At 48.7% G+C, this 19404-nt stretch carries 19 protein-coding genes and 1 tRNA gene; 10 read left to right on the forward strand and 10 right to left on the reverse strand.

Annotated elements, in window-relative coordinates; genetic code table 11:
- Nucleotides 1–1032 precede the first annotated feature (1032 nt).
- The 6 genes from xerA to McpCs1_RS04065 all read left to right on the forward strand — a co-directional run bounded on the left by xerA (nt 1033) and on the right by McpCs1_RS04065 (nt 5873).
- Nucleotides 1033–1950, forward strand: a complete 918-nt coding sequence (gene xerA, locus McpCs1_RS04040) for a site-specific tyrosine recombinase/integron integrase (protein WP_338095976.1) — start codon at nt 1033–1035, stop codon at nt 1948–1950.
- Nucleotides 1951–2078: 128 nt separating this feature from the next.
- Nucleotides 2079–2618, forward strand: a complete 540-nt coding sequence (locus McpCs1_RS04045) for a ferredoxin domain-containing protein (protein ID WP_338095977.1) — start codon at nt 2079–2081, stop codon at nt 2616–2618.
- Between the two features lie 97 nt (nt 2619–2715).
- Entirely contained in the window at nt 2716–3276 is a 561-nt protein-coding gene (locus McpCs1_RS04050; protein ID WP_338095978.1) for a TIGR00296 family protein, read from the forward strand.
- Nucleotides 3277–3501: 225 nt separating this feature from the next.
- Complete coding sequence (locus tag McpCs1_RS04055) at nt 3502–4584, forward strand: GHMP family kinase ATP-binding protein (protein ID WP_420847063.1); 1083 nt, start codon at nt 3502–3504, stop codon at nt 4582–4584.
- A gap of 3 nt (nt 4585–4587) precedes the next feature.
- The gene (locus McpCs1_RS04060) at nt 4588–4917 is read left to right on the forward strand and encodes a hypothetical protein (RefSeq protein WP_338095980.1); all 330 of its coding nucleotides are present in this window, start codon (nt 4588–4590) and stop codon (nt 4915–4917) included.
- A 26-nt stretch (nt 4918–4943) separates the two neighbouring features.
- Nucleotides 4944–5873: an NAD-dependent epimerase/dehydratase family protein gene (locus McpCs1_RS04065; RefSeq protein WP_338095981.1), complete on the forward strand. Its 930-nt coding sequence runs from the start codon at nt 4944–4946 to the stop codon at nt 5871–5873.
- A gap of 458 nt (nt 5874–6331) precedes the next feature.
- Here McpCs1_RS04065 and McpCs1_RS04070 read toward each other — a convergent pair whose 3' ends face one another.
- Nucleotides 6332–7237 carry a DUF368 domain-containing protein gene (locus McpCs1_RS04070; protein ID WP_338095982.1) on the reverse strand — a complete coding sequence of 302 codons (906 nt, stop codon included), beginning with the start codon at nt 7235–7237 and terminating at the stop codon, nt 6332–6334.
- Nucleotides 7238–7623: 386 nt separating this feature from the next.
- On the opposite strand from McpCs1_RS04070, the gene McpCs1_RS04075 reads away from it, so the two are divergent.
- A complete protein-coding gene (locus tag McpCs1_RS04075) occupies nt 7624–8796 on the forward strand; it encodes a cofactor-independent phosphoglycerate mutase (protein ID WP_338095983.1) in 1173 nt (390 codons plus the stop codon).
- A 6-nt stretch (nt 8797–8802) separates the two neighbouring features.
- Here the strand turns inward: McpCs1_RS04075 and McpCs1_RS04080 are convergent, their stop codons facing one another.
- The 3 genes from McpCs1_RS04080 to McpCs1_RS04090 form a co-directional block, all read right to left on the reverse strand.
- A complete protein-coding gene (locus tag McpCs1_RS04080; RefSeq protein WP_338095984.1) occupies nt 8803–9990 on the reverse strand; it encodes a lysophospholipid acyltransferase family protein in 1188 nt (395 codons plus the stop codon).
- A gap of 290 nt (nt 9991–10280) precedes the next feature.
- Nucleotides 10281–11585 (reverse strand): amidohydrolase, encoded by a 1305-nt coding sequence (locus McpCs1_RS04085; protein WP_338095985.1) that lies wholly within the window; start codon nt 11583–11585, stop codon nt 10281–10283.
- Complete coding sequence (locus McpCs1_RS04090; protein WP_338095986.1) at nt 11582–12253, reverse strand: MTAP family purine nucleoside phosphorylase; 672 nt, start codon at nt 12251–12253, stop codon at nt 11582–11584. Before McpCs1_RS04090 ends, McpCs1_RS04085 begins: the two co-directional genes overlap by 4 nt.
- 113 nt (nt 12254–12366) lie before the next feature.
- Here McpCs1_RS04090 and McpCs1_RS04095 point away from each other — a divergent pair.
- Nucleotides 12367–12438 (forward strand) — tRNA-Ala (locus McpCs1_RS04095).
- 56 nt (nt 12439–12494) lie between these two features.
- Here McpCs1_RS04095 and McpCs1_RS04100 read toward each other — a convergent pair.
- Nucleotides 12495–13760, reverse strand: a complete 1266-nt coding sequence (locus McpCs1_RS04100) for an ATP-binding protein (RefSeq protein WP_338095987.1) — start codon at nt 13758–13760, stop codon at nt 12495–12497.
- A 273-nt stretch (nt 13761–14033) separates the two neighbouring features.
- Between McpCs1_RS04100 and McpCs1_RS04105 the strand changes: the two genes are divergently transcribed.
- Nucleotides 14034–15017, forward strand: a complete 984-nt coding sequence (locus tag McpCs1_RS04105; protein WP_338095988.1) for a beta-ribofuranosylaminobenzene 5'-phosphate synthase — start codon at nt 14034–14036, stop codon at nt 15015–15017.
- A 162-nt stretch (nt 15018–15179) separates the two neighbouring features.
- Here McpCs1_RS04105 and McpCs1_RS04110 read toward each other — a convergent pair whose 3' ends face one another.
- On the reverse strand, nt 15180–15836 hold the full coding sequence (locus McpCs1_RS04110; protein WP_338095989.1) for a hypothetical protein: 657 nt from the start codon (nt 15834–15836) through the stop codon (nt 15180–15182).
- Nucleotides 15837–16063: 227 nt separating this feature from the next.
- Here McpCs1_RS04110 and McpCs1_RS04115 point away from each other — a divergent pair, with 227 nt between their 5' ends.
- Nucleotides 16064–17425 carry a pentapeptide repeat-containing protein gene (locus tag McpCs1_RS04115; RefSeq protein WP_338095990.1) on the forward strand — a complete coding sequence of 454 codons (1362 nt, stop codon included), beginning with the start codon at nt 16064–16066 and terminating at the stop codon, nt 17423–17425.
- A 33-nt stretch (nt 17426–17458) separates the two neighbouring features.
- Here the strand turns inward: McpCs1_RS04115 and McpCs1_RS04120 are convergent, their stop codons facing one another.
- From McpCs1_RS04120 to McpCs1_RS04135, 4 genes are all read right to left on the reverse strand, one after another.
- Entirely contained in the window at nt 17459–17839 is a 381-nt protein-coding gene (locus tag McpCs1_RS04120) for a hypothetical protein (protein WP_338095991.1), read from the reverse strand.
- Nucleotides 17840–17945: 106 nt separating this feature from the next.
- Complete coding sequence (locus tag McpCs1_RS04125) at nt 17946–18389, reverse strand: hypothetical protein (RefSeq protein ID WP_338095992.1); 444 nt, start codon at nt 18387–18389, stop codon at nt 17946–17948.
- A gap of 97 nt (nt 18390–18486) precedes the next feature.
- Nucleotides 18487–18879 carry a hypothetical protein gene (locus McpCs1_RS04130; RefSeq protein ID WP_338095993.1) on the reverse strand — a complete coding sequence of 131 codons (393 nt, stop codon included), beginning with the start codon at nt 18877–18879 and terminating at the stop codon, nt 18487–18489.
- A 45-nt stretch (nt 18880–18924) separates the two neighbouring features.
- Nucleotides 18925–19323 (reverse strand): hypothetical protein, encoded by a 399-nt coding sequence (locus McpCs1_RS04135; protein WP_338095994.1) that lies wholly within the window; start codon nt 19321–19323, stop codon nt 18925–18927.
- Nucleotides 19324–19404: the final 81 nt, after the last annotated feature.

Here is a 19404-nt window from a genome sequence, read left to right on the forward strand (position 1 = left end):
CCGGATTCCGGCGGGCTCGTTGCTATCGCAAACGCGACGGCAAATGCTGTACGGCGCCTGTCGGGCGCCGCCTATCGTTTATCGGTAATATTCATGGTGTGTCACTGTGTCGAAAACTTTCAGATTGTTCTACGCTTCGGATGCAATCCATTCAACCCATGGCGGCGCCTGTCGGGCGCCGCCCAGCATTTGCCGTCGTGTTTGCGATAGCAACGAGCCCGCCGGAATCCGACGGGATGAGAGCGACGAAATGCAAATGCGATTTGTGGAGCGAGCATCAGCGAGCGAGATTTGCGTGGATTTGCGGTTTTCTTTCCTCATCATGCCCACTCGCCACCTACTCACTTACTTTTTTTCCGAAAAAAACGGACTAAATCTTTTCGTGGGATCGTCAGGATGAAATATTCCCATTTTCGATTTTTTTTATTCACACTGTCACTGTTTCAGATTTTCACTCTGCTAACAGATGTTTCAACCACTTGCATCCTTGGGGTTGAGTCCTCGCTTGCGAAATTCGCAATGCAACATGCCTGAAAATTTTTTTACTGAATACCTCATTTCATTACCACCGCACTCCTCTCCCATCCTCCAATCAACACAACCTAACGATCCTCGCCACGCCCAATATCACAACAGAAATTTTCTCCCTCAGGATTTTTTTTTCATCAGCATCACAACATCCATCATCGAAGAAACCTGTACGAATTTTTACCCGATGCCGGAAAAATCCGACCTTCACAGACGCTATTCAAGCCGGTTTTGATCCCACGCCAAGGTGATTCATCATATCTGATCACCTCGGCCTCAAAACCCCCATTTTTCATCTCAACCAAATCTCATCAGAATATTTTCCGAACATCGAAATCCTCTCGGAAACAAAAACCACAAAACCCAATAAAAACGATCTATTTCTTATTTAAAGCTCTATTTGCCGTAATTTCAAACCTCAAAAAACCCTCAAAATATTGCGCATAATAGACATTATGCGCAAACATTATCTGCATACAGCTCCAATATCTGAACGAGTGCACCATGGCCCCGCCCAAACGAACCTTCAGCATCTGGATACCTCGCTACCTCAGCAGCATCGAAACCAAAAACTACTCTGAGAATACTATAGAAGCCTACGGCCGCGTCCTCAAACTCTTCGCACGCTACAAAACCTACCTCCTTGAACATGACGGAGCAATTCCTGAAAACGGTGCAGCACTCGCCGACTACGGCATGGGCGCTGATGTTGACGCTGACGCCTACGAAATCAGCGACTTCTTCACCATCATCCGCAACGAACGCCACTTAAGCCCCGCAAGCCTGCACCAGTACGACTCGGCCATCAGCTCCTTCTACCGACACTTAATCGCCCAGAACATCGTCGACGCAAACCCCATGGACCGTGTCGAACGGCCGAAAATCAAAGATCGCGAACTCAAATATCTCAGACACAAAGAGGTCATGAACTTCATCGCCTCCCTTGAAAATCCCCGCGACGCACTCTTAATCAGAACCATCTACGCAACCGGCATGCGTGTCTCCGAACTTTGCGGCCTCCGAGCCGAACACATCAACTTCAATGAGCAAACCATTCGTGTCAGAGGTAAAGGCGGAAAGATCAGAATCGTCTTCTGCGACCCTGACACCCTTGCAATGATCAGAGATCATCTGGACGAAAAAATCGAAGGCCCGATCTTTCTTGGCAACCGCGGGGCTGCAATCTCTCCCCGCACCGTTCAACACATCTTCAACCTCCACGCTCCCGCAGGCATAACGCCGCATAAAATCCGACATAGCTACGCCAGCGAACTCTACAAACGATCCCACAATCTTCGTGTCGTCCAGGAAAATCTCGGTCACAACTCGATTCAGACCACTGAAATATACATCCACACCGACCTTGACGAACGCAGAAAAGCATACCAGAACTACTTCCCTCTCGCATCGGGTGGGGAGTAATATTTCCACTTTCCTTCTCTTTTTCAATCGAAGTACTTCGCCAGCACCTGGAATAAACCAAATGATGCTATATGGGTTTTTGAGCGACATCAGAACAAAGATAACCGGTTACCGCAATACACAGTATCATGGAATTTTCTTCAGCACTCATGACCGCTGCAGAACTCATGGCAATATCTGCACGGACGGCACCCAAGGGGAAAGGCTCTGACGTCATCGAGATAAAAATTCTCCTGGGCGATCAGCTTGCAGCCCTTGCCATCGAAATGGAAGCGATTGCAGAAACAACCGGCATGAAATTTTTCTTCCGCGACGCAGGAAACATCCGGAACAGCGAAGTCTGTCTCGTTATCGGTGCAGACGGATTTTCCACACTTGGTCTCAACTGTGGAGCATGCGGTCATGCGACCTGTGCAGAAATGAAATCTGCCGTCAGCATCGCACCAACCGACACCCTCTTCAAAGGTCCGGTCTGTGCCATCAGATCTTCAGACCTCGGCATAGCAGTAGGCTCTGCGGTAAAAACCGCATCAATCCTCAACGTTGATAACCGCATCATGTTCTCTGCCGGCAGTGCGGCTCTTGTTCTCGGCCATCTTCCACACTCAACCATTGCCTACGGAATTCCGCTGTCGGTTACAGGGAAGAGTCCGTACTTCGACCGGTAGAAAGATTTGCTCATTCATCAGGTCCGTGGGGGATTCATGAATAAAGACACAATGCTGAGAACGCGAATTGATAACCCATCCAAACAATATGAGTATCATGAACCTGCTAACTGACGAGGACGGAGAGTTCGCGCTTGCCCGGGCAAGAACACTTGTCGAGGCGGTCGTGAAACGAAAACCGGTGGAAGAGATAGAGTACCGCCCGGCATTCTCGGCAAAACGCGGAGTGTTTGTAACGTTGAGTGAGTTTGGCGATCTCCGCGGATGCATTGGTATTCCCTATCCTGTGATGCCGCTCTCCGAAGCTCTGGAGGATGCGGCGGTTTCAGCAGCCGTCCGGGACCCAAGGTTCCGGCCGGTCTCGCCTTCGGAACTTGAGAATATCAGTATCGAGGTGACAGTGTTGACGCCACCCGAAGCTTTGATCTGCAGTCCAACAGAGCGTCCTGAACATGTGGAGGTCGGACGTCACGGACTGATTGCAAAGGCAGGCAGCAGAAGCGGGCTTCTATTGCCGCAGGTTGCAACCGAGTACGGCTGGACACCGGCAGAGTTTCTCAGCCAGACCTGCATCAAGGCCGGCCTTCCTCAGTCAGCATGGCGGGAGAGTTCCTGCAACATCTTCCTCTTCGAAGGGCAGATTTTTAGTGAAGAGTGACATCGCCAAAATTCGATGAAGAGAATAAAAATATTTTTTTTTCAATTTTTTTCAAAACGGTTTGGTTCCAAAGTCTGGGACTCTTCGAGATGGTGTCTCGCTTGGAATAACTACGAATTGCAGGTCGCAGACATGCGTTCCGTGGGCGGCCCAAAAATAGTAATGCAAAACCCTAAAACCCAAATCATTATATTTTTTCAACCGCTACATAACATCCGGAAAACTATGACCATCATGAAGATTCGGGGTGGAGATCTCGATCTCGTTGAGTATGAGTTCAGTTCTTTTTATCCGGGCGAATGCCTGCATACCGGTAACGTAACCGTTGCAAAAGAACCATACCTGACAGGAGACACCATAATAGCCCGTGCCCCAGCACGCATCCACCTCTCCGTTCTTGACATGAACCGGTTCAGCCCCGGAACCCCCGGCGGCGGCGGACTCGGATTTGCTCTCCAGATCTACTCGGAAGCAACCGTCTCCTGCACGGACCAAGATGTCATCATCGACTCGCCCCGCAGACTTCTCATCGAACACCTTGTCGCAGCATTCAAAGCAGTTACCGGTTACACCGGCGGCTTTGCAATCAAAACCACAGACCAGGGCCGCGAGCACGTAGGCCTCGGCTCGACCTGCACAATCGCCACAGCCGTTGTCAGCGCCATGAACGAAGCGGTCGGCTGCCCCTTAAGCCTCGAGGATGTCCGGATGGTCATCGGCCACAACTATGTGGAAGAGACCGAAGAAGAGGGCAAAGTCGCGTTCGGTTTTGAAACAGGCGTCGGCTCAGCCGCCAGCATCTTCGGCGGCATGACCTTCGTCGGCGACCGGTTGACCCGTGTCTACAATCACCCGTTTGCCGAAGACAAGAATGTCTTCGTCCTCATCCCAAGAATTCATGCAGAGGATGAGAACGCCGGCCATGAAGAGTTCACGCTTCTCATGAACCGTGCGAGAACCCTTGACTACCGCGACCGCGAACTCAAAGCCTACATGCTGATGATGGATATGATCCCTTCACTCGCACGCAGCAATCTGAAAAAGATGGGCGACATCATGTGGGAGATCGAATTCCGCGGTTCCAAACGTGCCGAAGTCCAGTACCACACCTTCGTTCTCTACAGCCACATGAATGCTCTGCGGAACGCAGGTCTCGAGTTCGTGGCAATGAGTTCGGTCGGTCCTTCGATCTGCGTGGTCACGGAAAAAACCGCAGCCGATATGCAGTCGATCGTATCCCAGCTCGGTCTTGAGATAGCGGTCGAGACAAAAGTTGACAACACCGGACTTGTTGTCACGAGAGTGTGAACAATGGGAATTGTTTCCGCAGTCAGACAGATGCTTCCGTATCTATTTGTCTGCGGGATTGCCTTTTACGGTCTTCCTCTTCTTGGGGAAGACACCGGCTACTTTATTGTGCTGCTGTTAATTTTACTGCCGTTGATCTGTTTTGTTTTGGGATTTCTCTACGGATTTTTCTCTGCGTTTCATCTGGTGTTCCCTCTTCTGGTGACCCTATTGTTTCTGCCGACGGTGTTTCTCTACTATAATGTCTCGGCTCTCGGGTATGCGCTGGCATTTTTGGTCATCACGTTTGTGGGCAACGGGGTCGGCTGGTTTGCGGGACAAGCGCGGAGTTAATCTCTGCTGAGTGCTAATAGTTTTGTATGCACTGTATTGTTACGGGTGGAGCGGGTTTTATCGGCTCGCATCTGGTGGATCTTCTTCTTTCTCGCGGGGATACGGTTACGGTTATCGATTCGATGGTTGCCGGCCGGATGATGAATCTTGAAGAAAATATTGGCGCTCTTACGGAGTTCCGCCATGCTGATCTTTTGGAAGACGGTTGGCAGGATGCTCTTACGGGCGCTGACCGCGTGTATCATATTGCGGCTGACCCGGACGTGCGTGGCTCAGCAAGAAAGTCGTTTGAGGTGTACAATAATAATGTGACCGCGACGGTTCGCGTGCTTGAGGCGATGAAGGAGTATGATGTGAAGGAGATTGTGTTCACGTCGACTTCGACGGTTTACGGCGAGGCGAATGTTATTCCGACGCCTGAGAATTATTCGCCCATGGTGCCGATTTCGGTCTATGGGGCAAGCAAGCTTGCGTGCGAGGCGATGATCTCTGCGTATGCGGCAACGTATGGGATGAAAGCGTGGGTTTACCGGTTTGCAAATATTATCGGTTCACGGAGTACGCACGGGGTGATTTATGATTTCGTGCAGAAGCTTCAGCAGAATCCCAAGGAGCTGGAGATTCTCGGTGACGGCAGACAGAGTAAGTCCTATCTTGCGGTAGAGAATTGTGTTTCGTCTATGGTGTATGCCCCGACGGTTTCCTCGGGAACTTTTAATGTGTTTAATATCGGGTCTGAGGACTGGGTGAGTGTGCGGCGGATTGCGGAGCTGATTGTTGAGGAGATGGGCCTCGCAAATGTTTCGTTCAAGTTCACGGGCGGCGACCGCGGATGGGTCGGTGATGTTCCGATGATGCGGCTGTCTGTTGATCTGCTGAAGGCGACCGGATGGATGCCGGGGATTACTTCTGAAGAGAGTGTCCGCCGTGCGATTCGTGCGACGCTGGATGAATAATTTTTTTTTGAGATCAGATTTGAAAAAAAATTATTTTTTTATTTTGTTTTGCGGAAATTTTTTCAATAGGAGTTACGCGGTGTGATTCTGTGGCATGTGGTTTTGTTTGGAGCAACCACGGAACACACTGAACACACGGAATTCCACAGAAAAAAAAACACGGAGAACGCCTGCGGCGCCGGAAAACACGGAACGCATGCCTTCGGCCTGCTTACCGCTTCGCGGGAAAGCCTAAGGAAGTTGGCATCTCAAAACAGTGACCTATACGCATACCCATACTATTAGATTTTCCGTGTTTTCCGTAAGCGAAGCGGTATTCTGTGTTTTTTTCCGTGTGTTCCGTGTGTTCCGTGGTTACCCCAAGCGAGACCACCTACAGAAAATCTCAAACGATGAAATTCATTGTCGCGTAGCTCCTCCTCCAAAAAATCTCTCGAAAAATTTTCAAAAAAAAATTATTAAGTCTGTTCTGCTTTTTTCTCAGCACGCTTCTTCAGTATCTGAAGAGCCGCAAGAATTGCTGCGCCCAGAATACACAGGCCCACATTGAACGTCTGCCAGCTCATCGCAGGCATCGGCTCAGAGAGCGTTGTTGCACCAAGAACAATCGCATATAAGGATCCGACCAGAAGGCCGAGACAGAGATAAATCGTCTGCGATCGGTAGCGGGCGAAACAGTACATAATCACCTTTGCGCTGATGGCAAGACCTGCGATCATGCCAAGACCGAACGCAATCAGCATGGGAACGTAGGCAAAATTCAGATGCATCACCGCACTGACCGCTGAGATCAGCGGAATGTAGAGGCCCATGATAAGAAGAAGGGTCGAGCCTGAAATTCCCGGAAGCACAAGCGCAGACACCGCAATAATTGCCGCGATGAAAAGATACATTGCAAGACCAATGGACGCCTGCGTCAGATCAACCCCGCTCCCTCCGGTTGCAGGGTTCAGTATCATCAGAAGAGGCACAACCGCAATACCAATCGCCGTGTAAATCAGATTCAGATACTTGCCTTTCATGTACTTCTTCTCTTCCATGATCACAATCGGCACAGCAATCAGCGTGAGACCGATAAACACCGAACTTATCTCATAGATATACGTGTGAAACAAAGTTGAGAGAATCAGAACACAGACCGAGAATCCTGCGACCCAGCCGACGCCGAGTTTGAAGAGGAAGGGAAACGCGGCTTTTCGTTGTTCGTTCGTTCCCAGAAGGAAGTCACTGGCCGAACCGATGAATTTCTCATAAAAGCCGAGCAGGAACGCAATCGTTCCGCCGGAGACGCCTGGCACGCTGTCAGCAACTGCCATCGCAACCCCGCGGAGGAGATCGGTTATGTGTCGTGTGATGGTATGCATGGGAGTTCCAAATTGTTTGTGCTATTCATTGACCCGTTTCCCTAATTACATTTCCGCAGGAGAATTTTGTTGCGTGGAAGTCTTCGACACAGTTTTTCTTGGAATAACCACAGAATGCACGGAGGACGCCTGCGGCACCGGAATGCACGGAAAATCTAAGAATATATCATCTTTTCATTCAGAGGCTTGATACAAAGTCTCAATAATATTTCCGTGCATTCCGGCGCCGCAGGCGTTCTCCGTGCATTCAGTGGAGCTCCGTGATATTTCTGTGTGCTCCGTGGTTGCTCCAAGTAAAATTCAGGGCGTTTCAAACTTTCTGAACAAAGAAGTCTTCGACAACTCATTTTATCAGCGTGAGAGGTCCATACTATTCAGACAAAAATATGAAATATCTTCTGATTCTTGGGGACGGTATGGCGGACGAACCGATTCCGGAGCTTGGAGGCAAGACTCCGCTTGAGGTCGCCCATAAACCGAACATGGACCGCATCGCAAGAGACGGGAAGTGCGGCATGATGAGTACGGTTCCTGACTCGCAGGAGCCAGGCTCTGACGTTGCCAACATGTCGATCCTTGGCTATGATCCGGCAAAATATTACACAAGCCGCGGCGCTCTTGAAGCAATAAGCATGGGCGTTCCATTCGGTCCGAACGATCTTGCCTACCGCTGCAACTTTGTCACAATCGAGAAGGGAAAGATGAAGGACTTCTCGGCAGGCCACATCAGCAGTACGGAAGGAAAGGAGCTGTTCGCATCGCTCTCCGAGCGGCTGAAGGATTTTGATGTGAAGTTGTATCCGGGAGTCTCCTACAGAAATGTTCTGATGCTGCCGAGCGGCAAAGGTTCTGTTACGAAAGCACCGCACGATATCGTTGCTGAGGTGATCGATCCTTATCTTCCGGTTGGTGAGGATGCGGACGTGTTGCACCGCTATATGGTGATTTCCTATGATGTGTTCGCGAACCATCCGATCAACAAGGCACGCGTTGCCGCAGGAAAGAATCCGGCAAACATGATCTGGCCCTGGAGCGGAGGAGCAAAACCTGCGATGCCGGCATTCTCTGAGATGTTCGGTAAGAAAGGTGCGGTCATTTCCGCTGTTGATCTGCTGTTCGGTATTGCCCGCTGCGCAGGCATGGAGATTGTGAGAGTTCCTGGCGCAACAGGATATCTTGATACGGATTACATGGGCAAGGCAAAGGCTGCGGTTGCAACGCTGAAGGGCGATGTAGACTTCGTCTACATGCACGTTGAGGCACCGGACGAGGCAGGGCATCTTGGTTCTGTTGAGGAGAAGATCAAGGCAATCGAACGGCTGGATGAGGCGGTCGGTTACATTCTTGACAACTTCGACGGCTGTGTGATGCTGATGCCGGATCATCCGACGCCTATTGCGAAGAAGACGCATACGAGAGATGCGGTGCCGTTCGCGGTGCTTGGTCTTGGCGGGAAGGATTCCGTGTCGGTGTACACGGAGAAAGAGGTTGCTGCGAAGGGTGAGTACGGGTCGGTTCAATCGACCGATCTCCTCAAAATAATCTTCTCCCAAAAATAATTTTTTTTAATAACAGGGTTTGCCGGTCAGATACCGGTACAGTACCATATATTTTATCGCAGAACGCGGGTAGTCTGACTGCACCTCATAGTAGGTTCCATTTTTGCAGGAAAATAAGATCTTCATCTGTAAGGAAAATGCAAAACCTGCGATGTCCTCAAACAAAAACACCCGTGCATCATCCCCTTCGCCGAACTCAAACCTGTCTGTAAACAGTGCAAACCGTCCGGTTGCAAGATGTTCAGCCTCGCCGTCCTTAATTTTATACAGCCTCTGGTCCGCATCTGAAACGATCGGTGTCGCTGGCGTTGTCTGCAAAAATGTCGGAATCAACTCCTGTAAATATCCACGCTGCCACTTGTCCCAGTCGGCGATGTTGTCGAACGGCATAGCATACTCGGATGCGTTCTCAAACAAACCATACTCATTGTACCGGACAGCAAACCCGCAGTCGCAGGAAAAAAGATCATCTTTACTCCGAAGCTTTGCAATCTCGCGGCAGTGTGGACAGACGTAAAGAACCGTCTCAAGATCCTCAGCCAGCCGTTCGCCTCGGTAGACTCCGGGGCGGACCTTTTGATCATTGAACGCATTCACATACAGGTCGCGGCGAATCGCTGTGTTCAGATCGTCAACACTCATCTCAGCAATCTGTTCTTTGGTGTACTCGGCAACCATCTCGCCGTACATCGGGCCTTTGCGTTTCACCGCAGCCCATCTCGGACTGCGGAGATAACCGCCGTGAATCCGGTAGGTCACGAGCCCAGCCCCGCTCTCCTTTACCAGCTTCCCAGTTGCCGGCGAGATGAATGCAGTCTCGCCGTTGATCGATCTGACGCCTTCAGGCGACAGCCATACATTTGCTCCCTCGGCAAGCGTCGTCTTGATCGTTTCCACAACCTCGGTTGCCGGAACACCCTTCCTTCTGATGATCGGTTTCACCGTAGCATTTGCCAAAATCCTGAGCCAGCGTTTGCGAAACAGATGTTCTCCGGCAACAAAGTACATGTGTTTCGGACATGCAGCGCCAATCAGCAGATGATCCCAGAGTGTAGTGTGATTGCAGAAAATCAGTGCAGTGCTGCTTTTTTGCACACACTTCTCGTATCGGTAGGAGAGACCAAATCGGACGATCGGGATTACACAGAGTCTGGCTGTTTTATAGACGATGGTATGCCAGAGATGATATTTCAAGACGTTGCCCCCAGAGATTTCGCAAAATGGGAAATCTACAATCTGTTTGCCGTATTGGATAATTATATTACCGCTTCGGCAGGCTATTAATTTCTGCCTCCCACGGAAAAGCGGAACGCATTCCTTCGGCCTGCTTACTGCTTCGCCGGACCACACGGAAATTCCACTTTAAATGGAGTTCCGTGATGTTCACGTCTGCTCCGTGATGTTTTTCTGTGAAACTCAGTGTGTTCCGTTTTTCCGTGGGAGGCAGGACGTAATGGGCAATAATAATATATCAAAAAAAAAGATCAGGCGGTTGCCCGTCTGACCAGGTCGAAGGCAACTTCCTCAGATCTTCTGAGAATCTCGTCAGCCTCCGGAATAACTCCTTCATGCATGAGGACAACTCCGTCGCAAATCGTTGTATCAACCGCAAGCCCGGAAGTTGCGTAGACCGCATTCGAAGAAGTGTTGAACGCAGGAGTTGTGGTGACCGTCTTTCCGACAAGGATGATGTCTGCGAGGAATCCTGGAGCAATCACTCCGGCATTTATGCCGAGGGCTTTTGCTCCGTTTCGGGACGCAATCGTGAGAGCTTCTCCTGCCGGCATGATGGTTGGGTCATTCCAGGAGAACTTCTGAAGAATTGCTGCGGTCTTCATCTCGCCGAACATGTCGAGATCATTGTTCGATGAGGCTCCGTCCGTTCCAAGAGCCACGTTGACGCCTGCGGCTTTCAGCTCCGGGTACGGCAGGGCACGACCGATCGAGAGTTTCATGTTGCTGACCGGATTGTGAACTACGGTGACTCCGCGGTCCGCGAAAAGGGCGATGTCATCCGCATTAAGCCAGCAGCAGTGGGCGGCGATGCAGCGATTTGAAAGAACACCGCAGTGGTCAAGCCACTGGGCAACCCGCATGCCGTGAGCTTTGATACAGTCAGGATTTTCATCGGTTTCGTCCACATGAATGTGGAGCGGGATGTTTTCCCGTTCTGAGAACTCAGCGCACCAGCGGAGTCCTTCTTCTGAAACGGTGTAGACTGCGTGCGGGGAGACGCCTGGGATGATGCGGGGGTTGGCCCGAGCCTTGAGGGTGGCGACGGTTTTTTCCATGACCGAGCACTCCTTCTCGAACTTTTCATGATCTCCTCCGTCGATCATGCAGTAGGATAAGCATGCCCGAATGCCAGCTTCATCGACAGCGTCAGCGACATTGTTCATCATGAAGTACATGTCGTTGAAGGTGGTGGTGCCTGTTCGGATCATCTCAAGGCAGGCGAGTTTTGCTCCCCAGTAGACGTCTGATTCTGTTAAGTGGGCTTCGGTCGGCCAGATTTTGGTGGACAGCCACTCAAAGAGCGGCATGTCATCCGAGTAGCCGCGAAGGAGACTCATCGGGGAGTGGGCATGCATGTTGACCATGCCGGGAAGGGCGGTTGCGCCGTTTCCATCGATGATGAACTCTGCGTCATGATCTTTGATTTTTTCTCCGACGCTTGCGATGTTTCCGGTTCCGTCAAGATAGATCTCGGCCGGTTTGCCGTCAAGGCGGATGTTTCTGATGAGGATCTGGGTTTTGGTTCCAAAGATTTCGGTGTCTGTTTGTGTCATGCGAGTTTCTCCACAATGTTGGTGATGATTTTGCTGATTCGGTCGCCGTTCTGTTTTGCGACGGCGACGATTTCGTCGTACTCGGGCGCGTCAGCGCCTCCAATGCCGTTTGCGTAGTTGTCAACTGTGCAGAGAGCGGCAACCGGAATGCCGAGTTCGTTTGCGAGGGTGAGTTCGCTGGCAATGGTCATGCCGACTATGTCGGTGTGCGAGGCATAGCAGGCAATTTCTGCACGGGTTTCAAATCTTGGGCCGTGCGCCTGGAAGTAGGTCCCAGAAACTGCATCGGGAACGATTTTGTCGAGTGCCTGCCGAAGGCATGCGTCCATGGACGGGGGGACGTGATGGATGCTGTTGTTGTGCAGGGTTGGGATGTCCCAGGGGCAGAAGTAGTCGTCCGGGATGACGATCGAGCCCGGGCGAATGGTTTCTTTCATGCTGCCGGTAGAGCCGATCAGGATAAGCCGATCAACACCGAGTATTTTGCAGGCTGCAAGGTGCGCTTTGTGGTTGAGGTTGTGCGGCGGTGTGTTGTTCTGATGTCTTGGAACGAAGACGAAGGAGCCTGCGAGTACTTCGGTTTTTCCAAACGGTGTTGCGACCGTTTTCTTTTCCAGAGGCGGAAGTTTTGCTGCAAGGAGTGCGGTTCCTCCGATGATTCCTAACATTTCTCTGTAATCTTTTTTCGGCTGATACGATAAATTGATGGCTCTTGGTTTCGGGAAGAAAGCAATATCTATTTATTCGCGCTGGTCTAATTTATTAGAGCACAATTTAGGTTGGGCCGGTAGATCAGTGGTAGATCGCGTCATTGGCATTGACGAGGCCGCGGATTCAATTTCCGCCCGGTCCATTGTTTTTTTTTGTTTTTTTGTCAGTCCAGATAAAATAAAAGGGATGTCTACTTATTCAATCTTTCAGACATCCAATTGGAACTACATATACACCATCATCACGACGATAGGCGAACTCGCCATCTGTAAGTACAAGCAAAAATGATGGCTCATACATTTTCTCTGCATTGATTTTACTTTGCAGCTTTTGGAGATTTTTTGCAGCTTCATCGATCGAACGTGATCCGAGTTTTACCTCAACCGCACCCCATCTGCCATCCCGCAGCTGGATGATGGCATCCGCTTCCAGATCATTTCTGTCATGATAATGAAACACCTCTCCATCAATTGCTGATGCATAAATGCGGAGATCCCGTATGCACAATGATTCAAACAAAATTCCAAAGGTATTGAAATCTTCCAGAAGTCGTTTTGGGGTTGCCCTTAGAACCGCTGCTGCAATGGAAGGATCCACAAAATGCCGTTTCGACGATGTACGGATGGCTGTTTTCGATCGAAGTGCAGGACTCCACGCAGGTTGTTCTTCAATCACAAAAATACGTTTGAGAGCATTGATATATCCTGATATGGTTTTTTCGGAGATGCTTTCTTCATCTGTGGCCATATCACTTTTTATGGTTGTTATTGTCGCCATTGTTCCTGTATTTCGGGCGAGTGAACGCAGCAATGCCCGCACACGCATCGGATTTTTTTCCACACCGTCAACATTTGAAATGTCATAGTTGATTACTGCTTCCGTGTAATCAACAGCTCGTTTCAATGCGGTTTTTTCCGAACCTGTTACCGAGGCAGGCCAACCTCCGCGGGCAATGGTGAAGGCAAGCTGTCTGATATCAAGGGAGGATATGCCGGAAATGTTTGTATTTCCAGCAAAGAGGGAGGAGAGGGAGACAGATCCATCTGATTCCCCAGATTCAAACAGGCTCATCGGACGCATGAAGATCCGAGATATTCTGCCAGTTCCGGTGTGCTGAACCAGATTGTCCTGTGGGGATGCAGAACCGGTCAAAATAAACTGGCCGGTTTTTTGCCGTTGATCAACTGAAAAACGAACTGCATCCCAGAGAACTGGTGCCATCTGCCATTCATCAATGAGACGCGGGGTTTCGCCCGCAAGAAGGAGTGATGGTTTGGTGTCAGCTATCTGAAGATATGAGGATGTTTTGTCAGGGTCCTGCAAGTAGAGTACACTTGCTGCTGCATGGTTTGCGGTCCATGTTTTTCCGCACCATTTTGGCCCTTCGATAAGCACTGCTCCGGAGGTGGATAGAGCCTCTTTAAGAGTGATATCAGTAATTCGAGGAATATATTTTGGCGTCATAAGTTTTTTGGATAGTAATTATTTCCGACTTTTGCAGCATTTCACTTCCGACTTTTGCAGCATTTCACTTCCGACTTTTGCAATTGTTATGTGGTGGTGGATATTATATATGGATTGTGCTGCGGGATGTTTATACCTAAAATCAGATTAATTTTGGCTCAGAACCTGCATTCAATAAAAAACGCATCTGTCACGAATCTCCATGCAGGAAACTTCCCGCAACCTTCATTACCTCTCCCCAACCACCAAACACAGACAAAAGGCAGACAACTCATGCTCATCAAAACCCCATCCAGACTGCACATCGCCTTAATCGATCTGAACGGCTCCTACGCACGAATCGACGGAGGAATCGGACTCACTCTTGAAAGCCCGCAGTTCATCCTCGAAGCAGAACCATCTGACGCCACCACCATCGAGTTCGCCAAAAATATTCCCGAGTGTCTTGAGATGCCAGCCTGCATTGGAAAAGTCACCGCTGCCGCAGAAAAAATCATCTCCCACTTCTCGCTCGAAGAAGGCTATCACTTCACCGTTCATCAACTCTATCCTGCTCACTCAGGCCTTGGCTCCGGCACCCAGATGTCCTTGGCCGCCGGAAAACTCATCACCGAACATATCGGACAAAACGTCTCCAGCGTAGAACTTGCAACTATCATCGGACGCGGCGGAACCTCAGGCATTGGTGTTCATGCCTTCGACCACGGAGGATTCATCGCCGACGGGGGGCACAGCTGTAAAGAAAAGAAAACCTTCATGCCCTCGTCCGCCTCTGACGCCAAACCCCCCATCCTTCTCGGCCGCTACGAATTTCCCGAAGACTGGGGCGTCCTCCTCGCAATACCAGGCAGCGGGGCATGCTTCAGCGGCAAAGAAGAGCTCGACATCTTCCAGACCCACTGCCCGCTCCCGAGGCACGATGTCGAACAGGTATCCCATCTCGTCTTCATGAACCTCATCCCCTTCCTGCTCGAAAAAGACATCGAGTCCTTCGGTTTTGTCCTTGATCAGATCCAGACAACCGGCTTCAACAAAGTCGAACTCACCCTTCAACCGCCGGAGATCACAGGCCTCATGAACGCCATGCGGGATGCCGGAGCCTATGGGGTCGGTCTCAGTTCCTTTGGACCAACCGTGTTCACTGTCTACGACCGGTCCAATCAGGATATCGTTACAGCAACTCAGGAGTATCTCGGCGATGACGGTATCGTCATCACCACTAAAGCCCAGAACCATGGGGCAGAAATTATTAGATAATATCAAATCCGATTTTATTCATTTCATGCATGGAATTTTTCTGTAGATGATTTTACTTTGAGTAGCCACGTGTCGAAGTTTCAAAAAAATCAATTCGATATTTTCTGGCAAAATATTATTCACGTTTCAAAAAATTTCGTCGCGTAATTTTCATTGAAAAAATTATTCTGCATCCGGAATTTCCGGATGGTTGGCTGCAAGGATCATAAGAAAAACTCCGGCGACAGTACAAACAACTGCTCCAAGACACCGAAGCATAAACCCGACACCAGCTCCGGAATAGAAGTTCGCGAAACCCAAAAGACCACACATTAAAGCAGCAAGAAGGATGAGAGGAGAGATTACGCCAAAAAATCTGGGAAGCCTGGAGGATTTTGTGATAGGAATCGTGAACCAGACAGGAATGAAGAGGAGGAGGACAAACGGAAGAAACGCGTAGACTATTGTTGATACGATGCCTGAGAGATTGGGAAGGATGAAACCGTAGCCTGCAATGCTCCCCAGTACGAAATAGATCGCGAGGGCGATTGAGGAGACTGCGGCAAGGATGTATTTTTTCGCAGGCTTTGCGGCACGGACATATCGGACTGCGCCGTCAGCAGGAAGAACGAGAAAGAGTGTTACTACAATGAAGGCAGGGACGCTGAAGAGCAGCGAGCCAAAGAGGACTGAGTACTCGAGAACAATACCCGGGATTTTAAAAAATGCCGTGGCGATGTAGTGAAGGACAAGTGCGAGAAGCGGGATGAAGTAGATGAGGGAGAGTTCCAGTACAGCGAGGCGGGCTGAATCGGTGCTGGTGCTTTTTTTGGTGTTCATGCAGTAGTCCTTTTGATGAAATGGGTTGGGTGATCAGAAATACTCTTCGATGTTTGGGTGGATGGTAATTATTGAATTATTGTTCTGAGGAGTATATATGAAAGTTGGAAATTTTCTGATATGGCGAGAAATAATTCGGAGAAAGAGAGAGAGAGAGAGAGAGAGAAACCTAAAGTTTATTCAATATTTATTTATGTCAGAGTATCGTTTTCTTTCAGATAGTACTTATGAAGGACAAAGGGGAAGAGAGAAGAAAGCCTAATCAGGAACATTACGAGAAACTGAAAGGGCACATTACTGGTGGAGATATTGAAGGGTGGAATGGTTGGTATCGTGAATATATGATAAATATGGGCTCCAAAAAACTGGATATAGGGGCATATTTAGAAGAAGGGAACTTCGAAGAAGAAGATCTTCAAAAAGTACAGCTCCATTATGCTCATCTGGGAGGAGCAAAATTTGGAGAGGCAAATCTATGCAATGCTGAGTTGGTGGGTGCCCATATGCAAAATTCAGATCTAGTGTGTGCGCAACTCCGCAAAACAGGACTTAATGAGGTGGATCTCACTGAAGCAAAAATGTGGGATGCTGATCTAGAGGGAGCTTCCCTTGAAAGATCCATCTTAGATGATGCAAATTTAAATTGTGCAAATTTAAAAAATGCCAAATTACATAGTGCTTCTCTCAAGAAAACTAACTTGACATATGCAGAATTACAGAGTGTTGATCTTTCTAAGGCACACGCGGAGAGAGCAGATTTCTCATATGCACATCTCGAAGGGGCAGAATTGGTGGGTACATATTTACAAGGAGCTATATTCACCCATGCCTTTGTCGACAGTGAAACCTTGATCATCGGAGATCCGAATGAGATAGTTGATGATGACACAGATTTTACTGGGGTTGGACTTTCAGTCGCTAGAATAGATCCCAAATTACGCACTCGTTTGGAGCGTAATATCAGAAAGAAACAGTGGGAGGAATGGTATGAATATCCACATATTTACTGGTTTCTAATCAAGATAATAATCTACATTGAATCTATCCATCTAAAAAAACTCCCTCAAGACATAAATACTGATAAATCAGAGAAAGATACCAAACCAGCAGTAATCTCTTTCAATGAAAATGGGGTAAACATAACAGTTAACTATCAAAGTGAATTTGATGGACACAAATGGATATACAAATTTGATCGGGTAATAAGACCATTCGTCAATATTCCAGTTAAGGTATTCTGGTGGCTTTCAGATTACGGCAGCAAAACAACCCGCATATTAGGTGCATTCGTCGGTTTAAACCTGCTCTTCACCGCACTTTATCTCTGGGTAGTGCCACTTCTCCCAACCATCAGACAAGGAGCAGAACCAATGTTTCAGGAACTGATGTTCAACAACACAACCATCGTGGACCCCGCCGCAGCTTTTATTCAATCCAATCTGATCGTCTTCAGCATCACTGATGTTGCGACTAGCAATCTGGACTACATTCCTATGGCATTCGTTCTAGTCCATATCGTCCTTGGCTATGTCCTCCTCGCGGCCCTTGTCACCCGTTTCGCCATCATGTTCCAGAGCTTAAGTCCCTGACTCTCCCTTTTTTTCTCCCCCATTATCCATCACTCAAACATAGAAATGATAAACCCGATAATAATTTTCATTCCATTGGAGATAGCGGGATTTCATCGTACCTGAATCACTATCCCGATAATACTCACTAAACTCTTTTTCGATGAGCATTGCCTCTGACTTATTTATACATTGTTCGCTGACTCGGAAACAGACGAATGGATTTTCCGTAACAACAATCGTCCCGGATGTTTCCAGAGCTGTTTTCAGGGCAGGATGGCGGGCAAGATCGTCATCAGTAACAGATACAATCATGGAGGTATTTCCGGGAGTGTAACTGAGCTGACGAACGCCAAATCCTTCATCAGCATAAGAAAAGGTAAAACCTGCGGAGAGAATGGCGAGTGCCACAATGATCACGCCAATGATAACCATGAATATTTTTTTCATAATGCCTTAGTTGTAATGTTTTCTCTGATTTTTTCATCGACAATTCAGGTGAGTCGCAAACAAAATTTTCGGGAAATAATGGAAAGAAACATCATGCCATCACTTTATGTTCCGGCTCGAGGACATCGTTGTAAATTCCTTCGGGGACTGGAAGATTATGATAGCCATAGACGTTTGGTCTGGTTGAGGCAGGAATATACCGACGAATTTCTTCATCGGTCAGATCATATGCCCGCCCGATGGAGAGATGGAATGCGTTCCAGTCGATCACATACCAGCCGCTTTCTTTGTTGTAGGATTTTGAATATTTCTCCGCAACCCCTGCGGCCCGCGAGGTTATCTCGCTTTCAGAAAAGTTCACACCAAGCAGGTGTGCTTCGGCTACTACGCAAGAGGCGATATCTTTTGTCTGGATGTCTCCGTGATCGGTAAACTCCATGAGGAGGGCTGCATCGTTAAGCTGTACGCATCCCGCAGTGAAGAGGAGGCAAACGATTCCTGTGAGGAGGAGGAGGTAACTGATTTTTCGATTCATGTAAATCATCGTATGAATTGTTCTTTCTCGTCAGTTACGTGTGTAGACTGGCCAAACCGTGATAGGAGAAGAAAGAAAGTTTGTATTTTGCAGCTGGTCATGCGGCAAACTGGTGCAGTTCATAGTACGTGTCGTTCCAGAGAAGACGGCGGTATGAGAGTTTCGATGCTCCGTCTTCCGGATACAGTACACCGAACTCATCCCAGATCATAATCGATTCGGATTTATTCACACACTGGTCTTTGTACCGTATGAATGCAAAGGGATTGGTTGTGATGAAGATAGGGTCCAGGGTTTCCAGAGAATGTTTGAGGGCAGGATGGCGGGCGAGATCCTCGTCAGTTATCTCTTTGATGGTAACATTATTTCCCGGAACCGGAAACGACTGTGTCACAAATCCTTCACTCACATAGACTAATGTGATACCTGCGGCGAGAACAGCGAGTGCCACAACGATCACGCCAATGATACCAATGAATATTTTTTTCATGATACCTTCGCTGTAATGTTTTCTCTGATTCTTTTCATCGACAATTCACGTGATATATCCTTGCAGTTCATAGTATGTGTCGTTCCAGAGAAGACGGCGGTATGATGGTTTCGATGCTCCGTCTTCCCAATACATTACGCCGAACTCATTCTGAATCATAATCGATTCGGATTTATTCACACACTGATCTCCGAACCGTATGAGTGCAAAGGGATTGGTTGTGACAAAGATAGGGTCCAGGGTTTCCAGAGAATGCTTGAGGGCAGGATGACGGGCGAGGTCTTCGTCAGTTATCTGTTTGATGGTAACATCTCCCGGAGTCGGAAACGAGTGTATCATGAATCCTTCATCATTAGAGACGAATGTGAAACATCCATAGAGGATGAGGACTACAGCAATTGCGACTGCTGCGATGATGAGTGTGGTCTTATGTTTTTCCTGCATTTTTCAACCGGTGTGATATTTATGAAAAATATCTGTTTCTGTTAATCAAGGGATTGAAAGTATATAAGTAAATTGGCCAAA

The organism is Methanorbis rubei (assembly GCF_032714495.1).
Taxonomy (GTDB): domain Archaea; phylum Halobacteriota; class Methanomicrobia; order Methanomicrobiales; family Methanocorpusculaceae; genus Methanocorpusculum; species Methanocorpusculum rubei.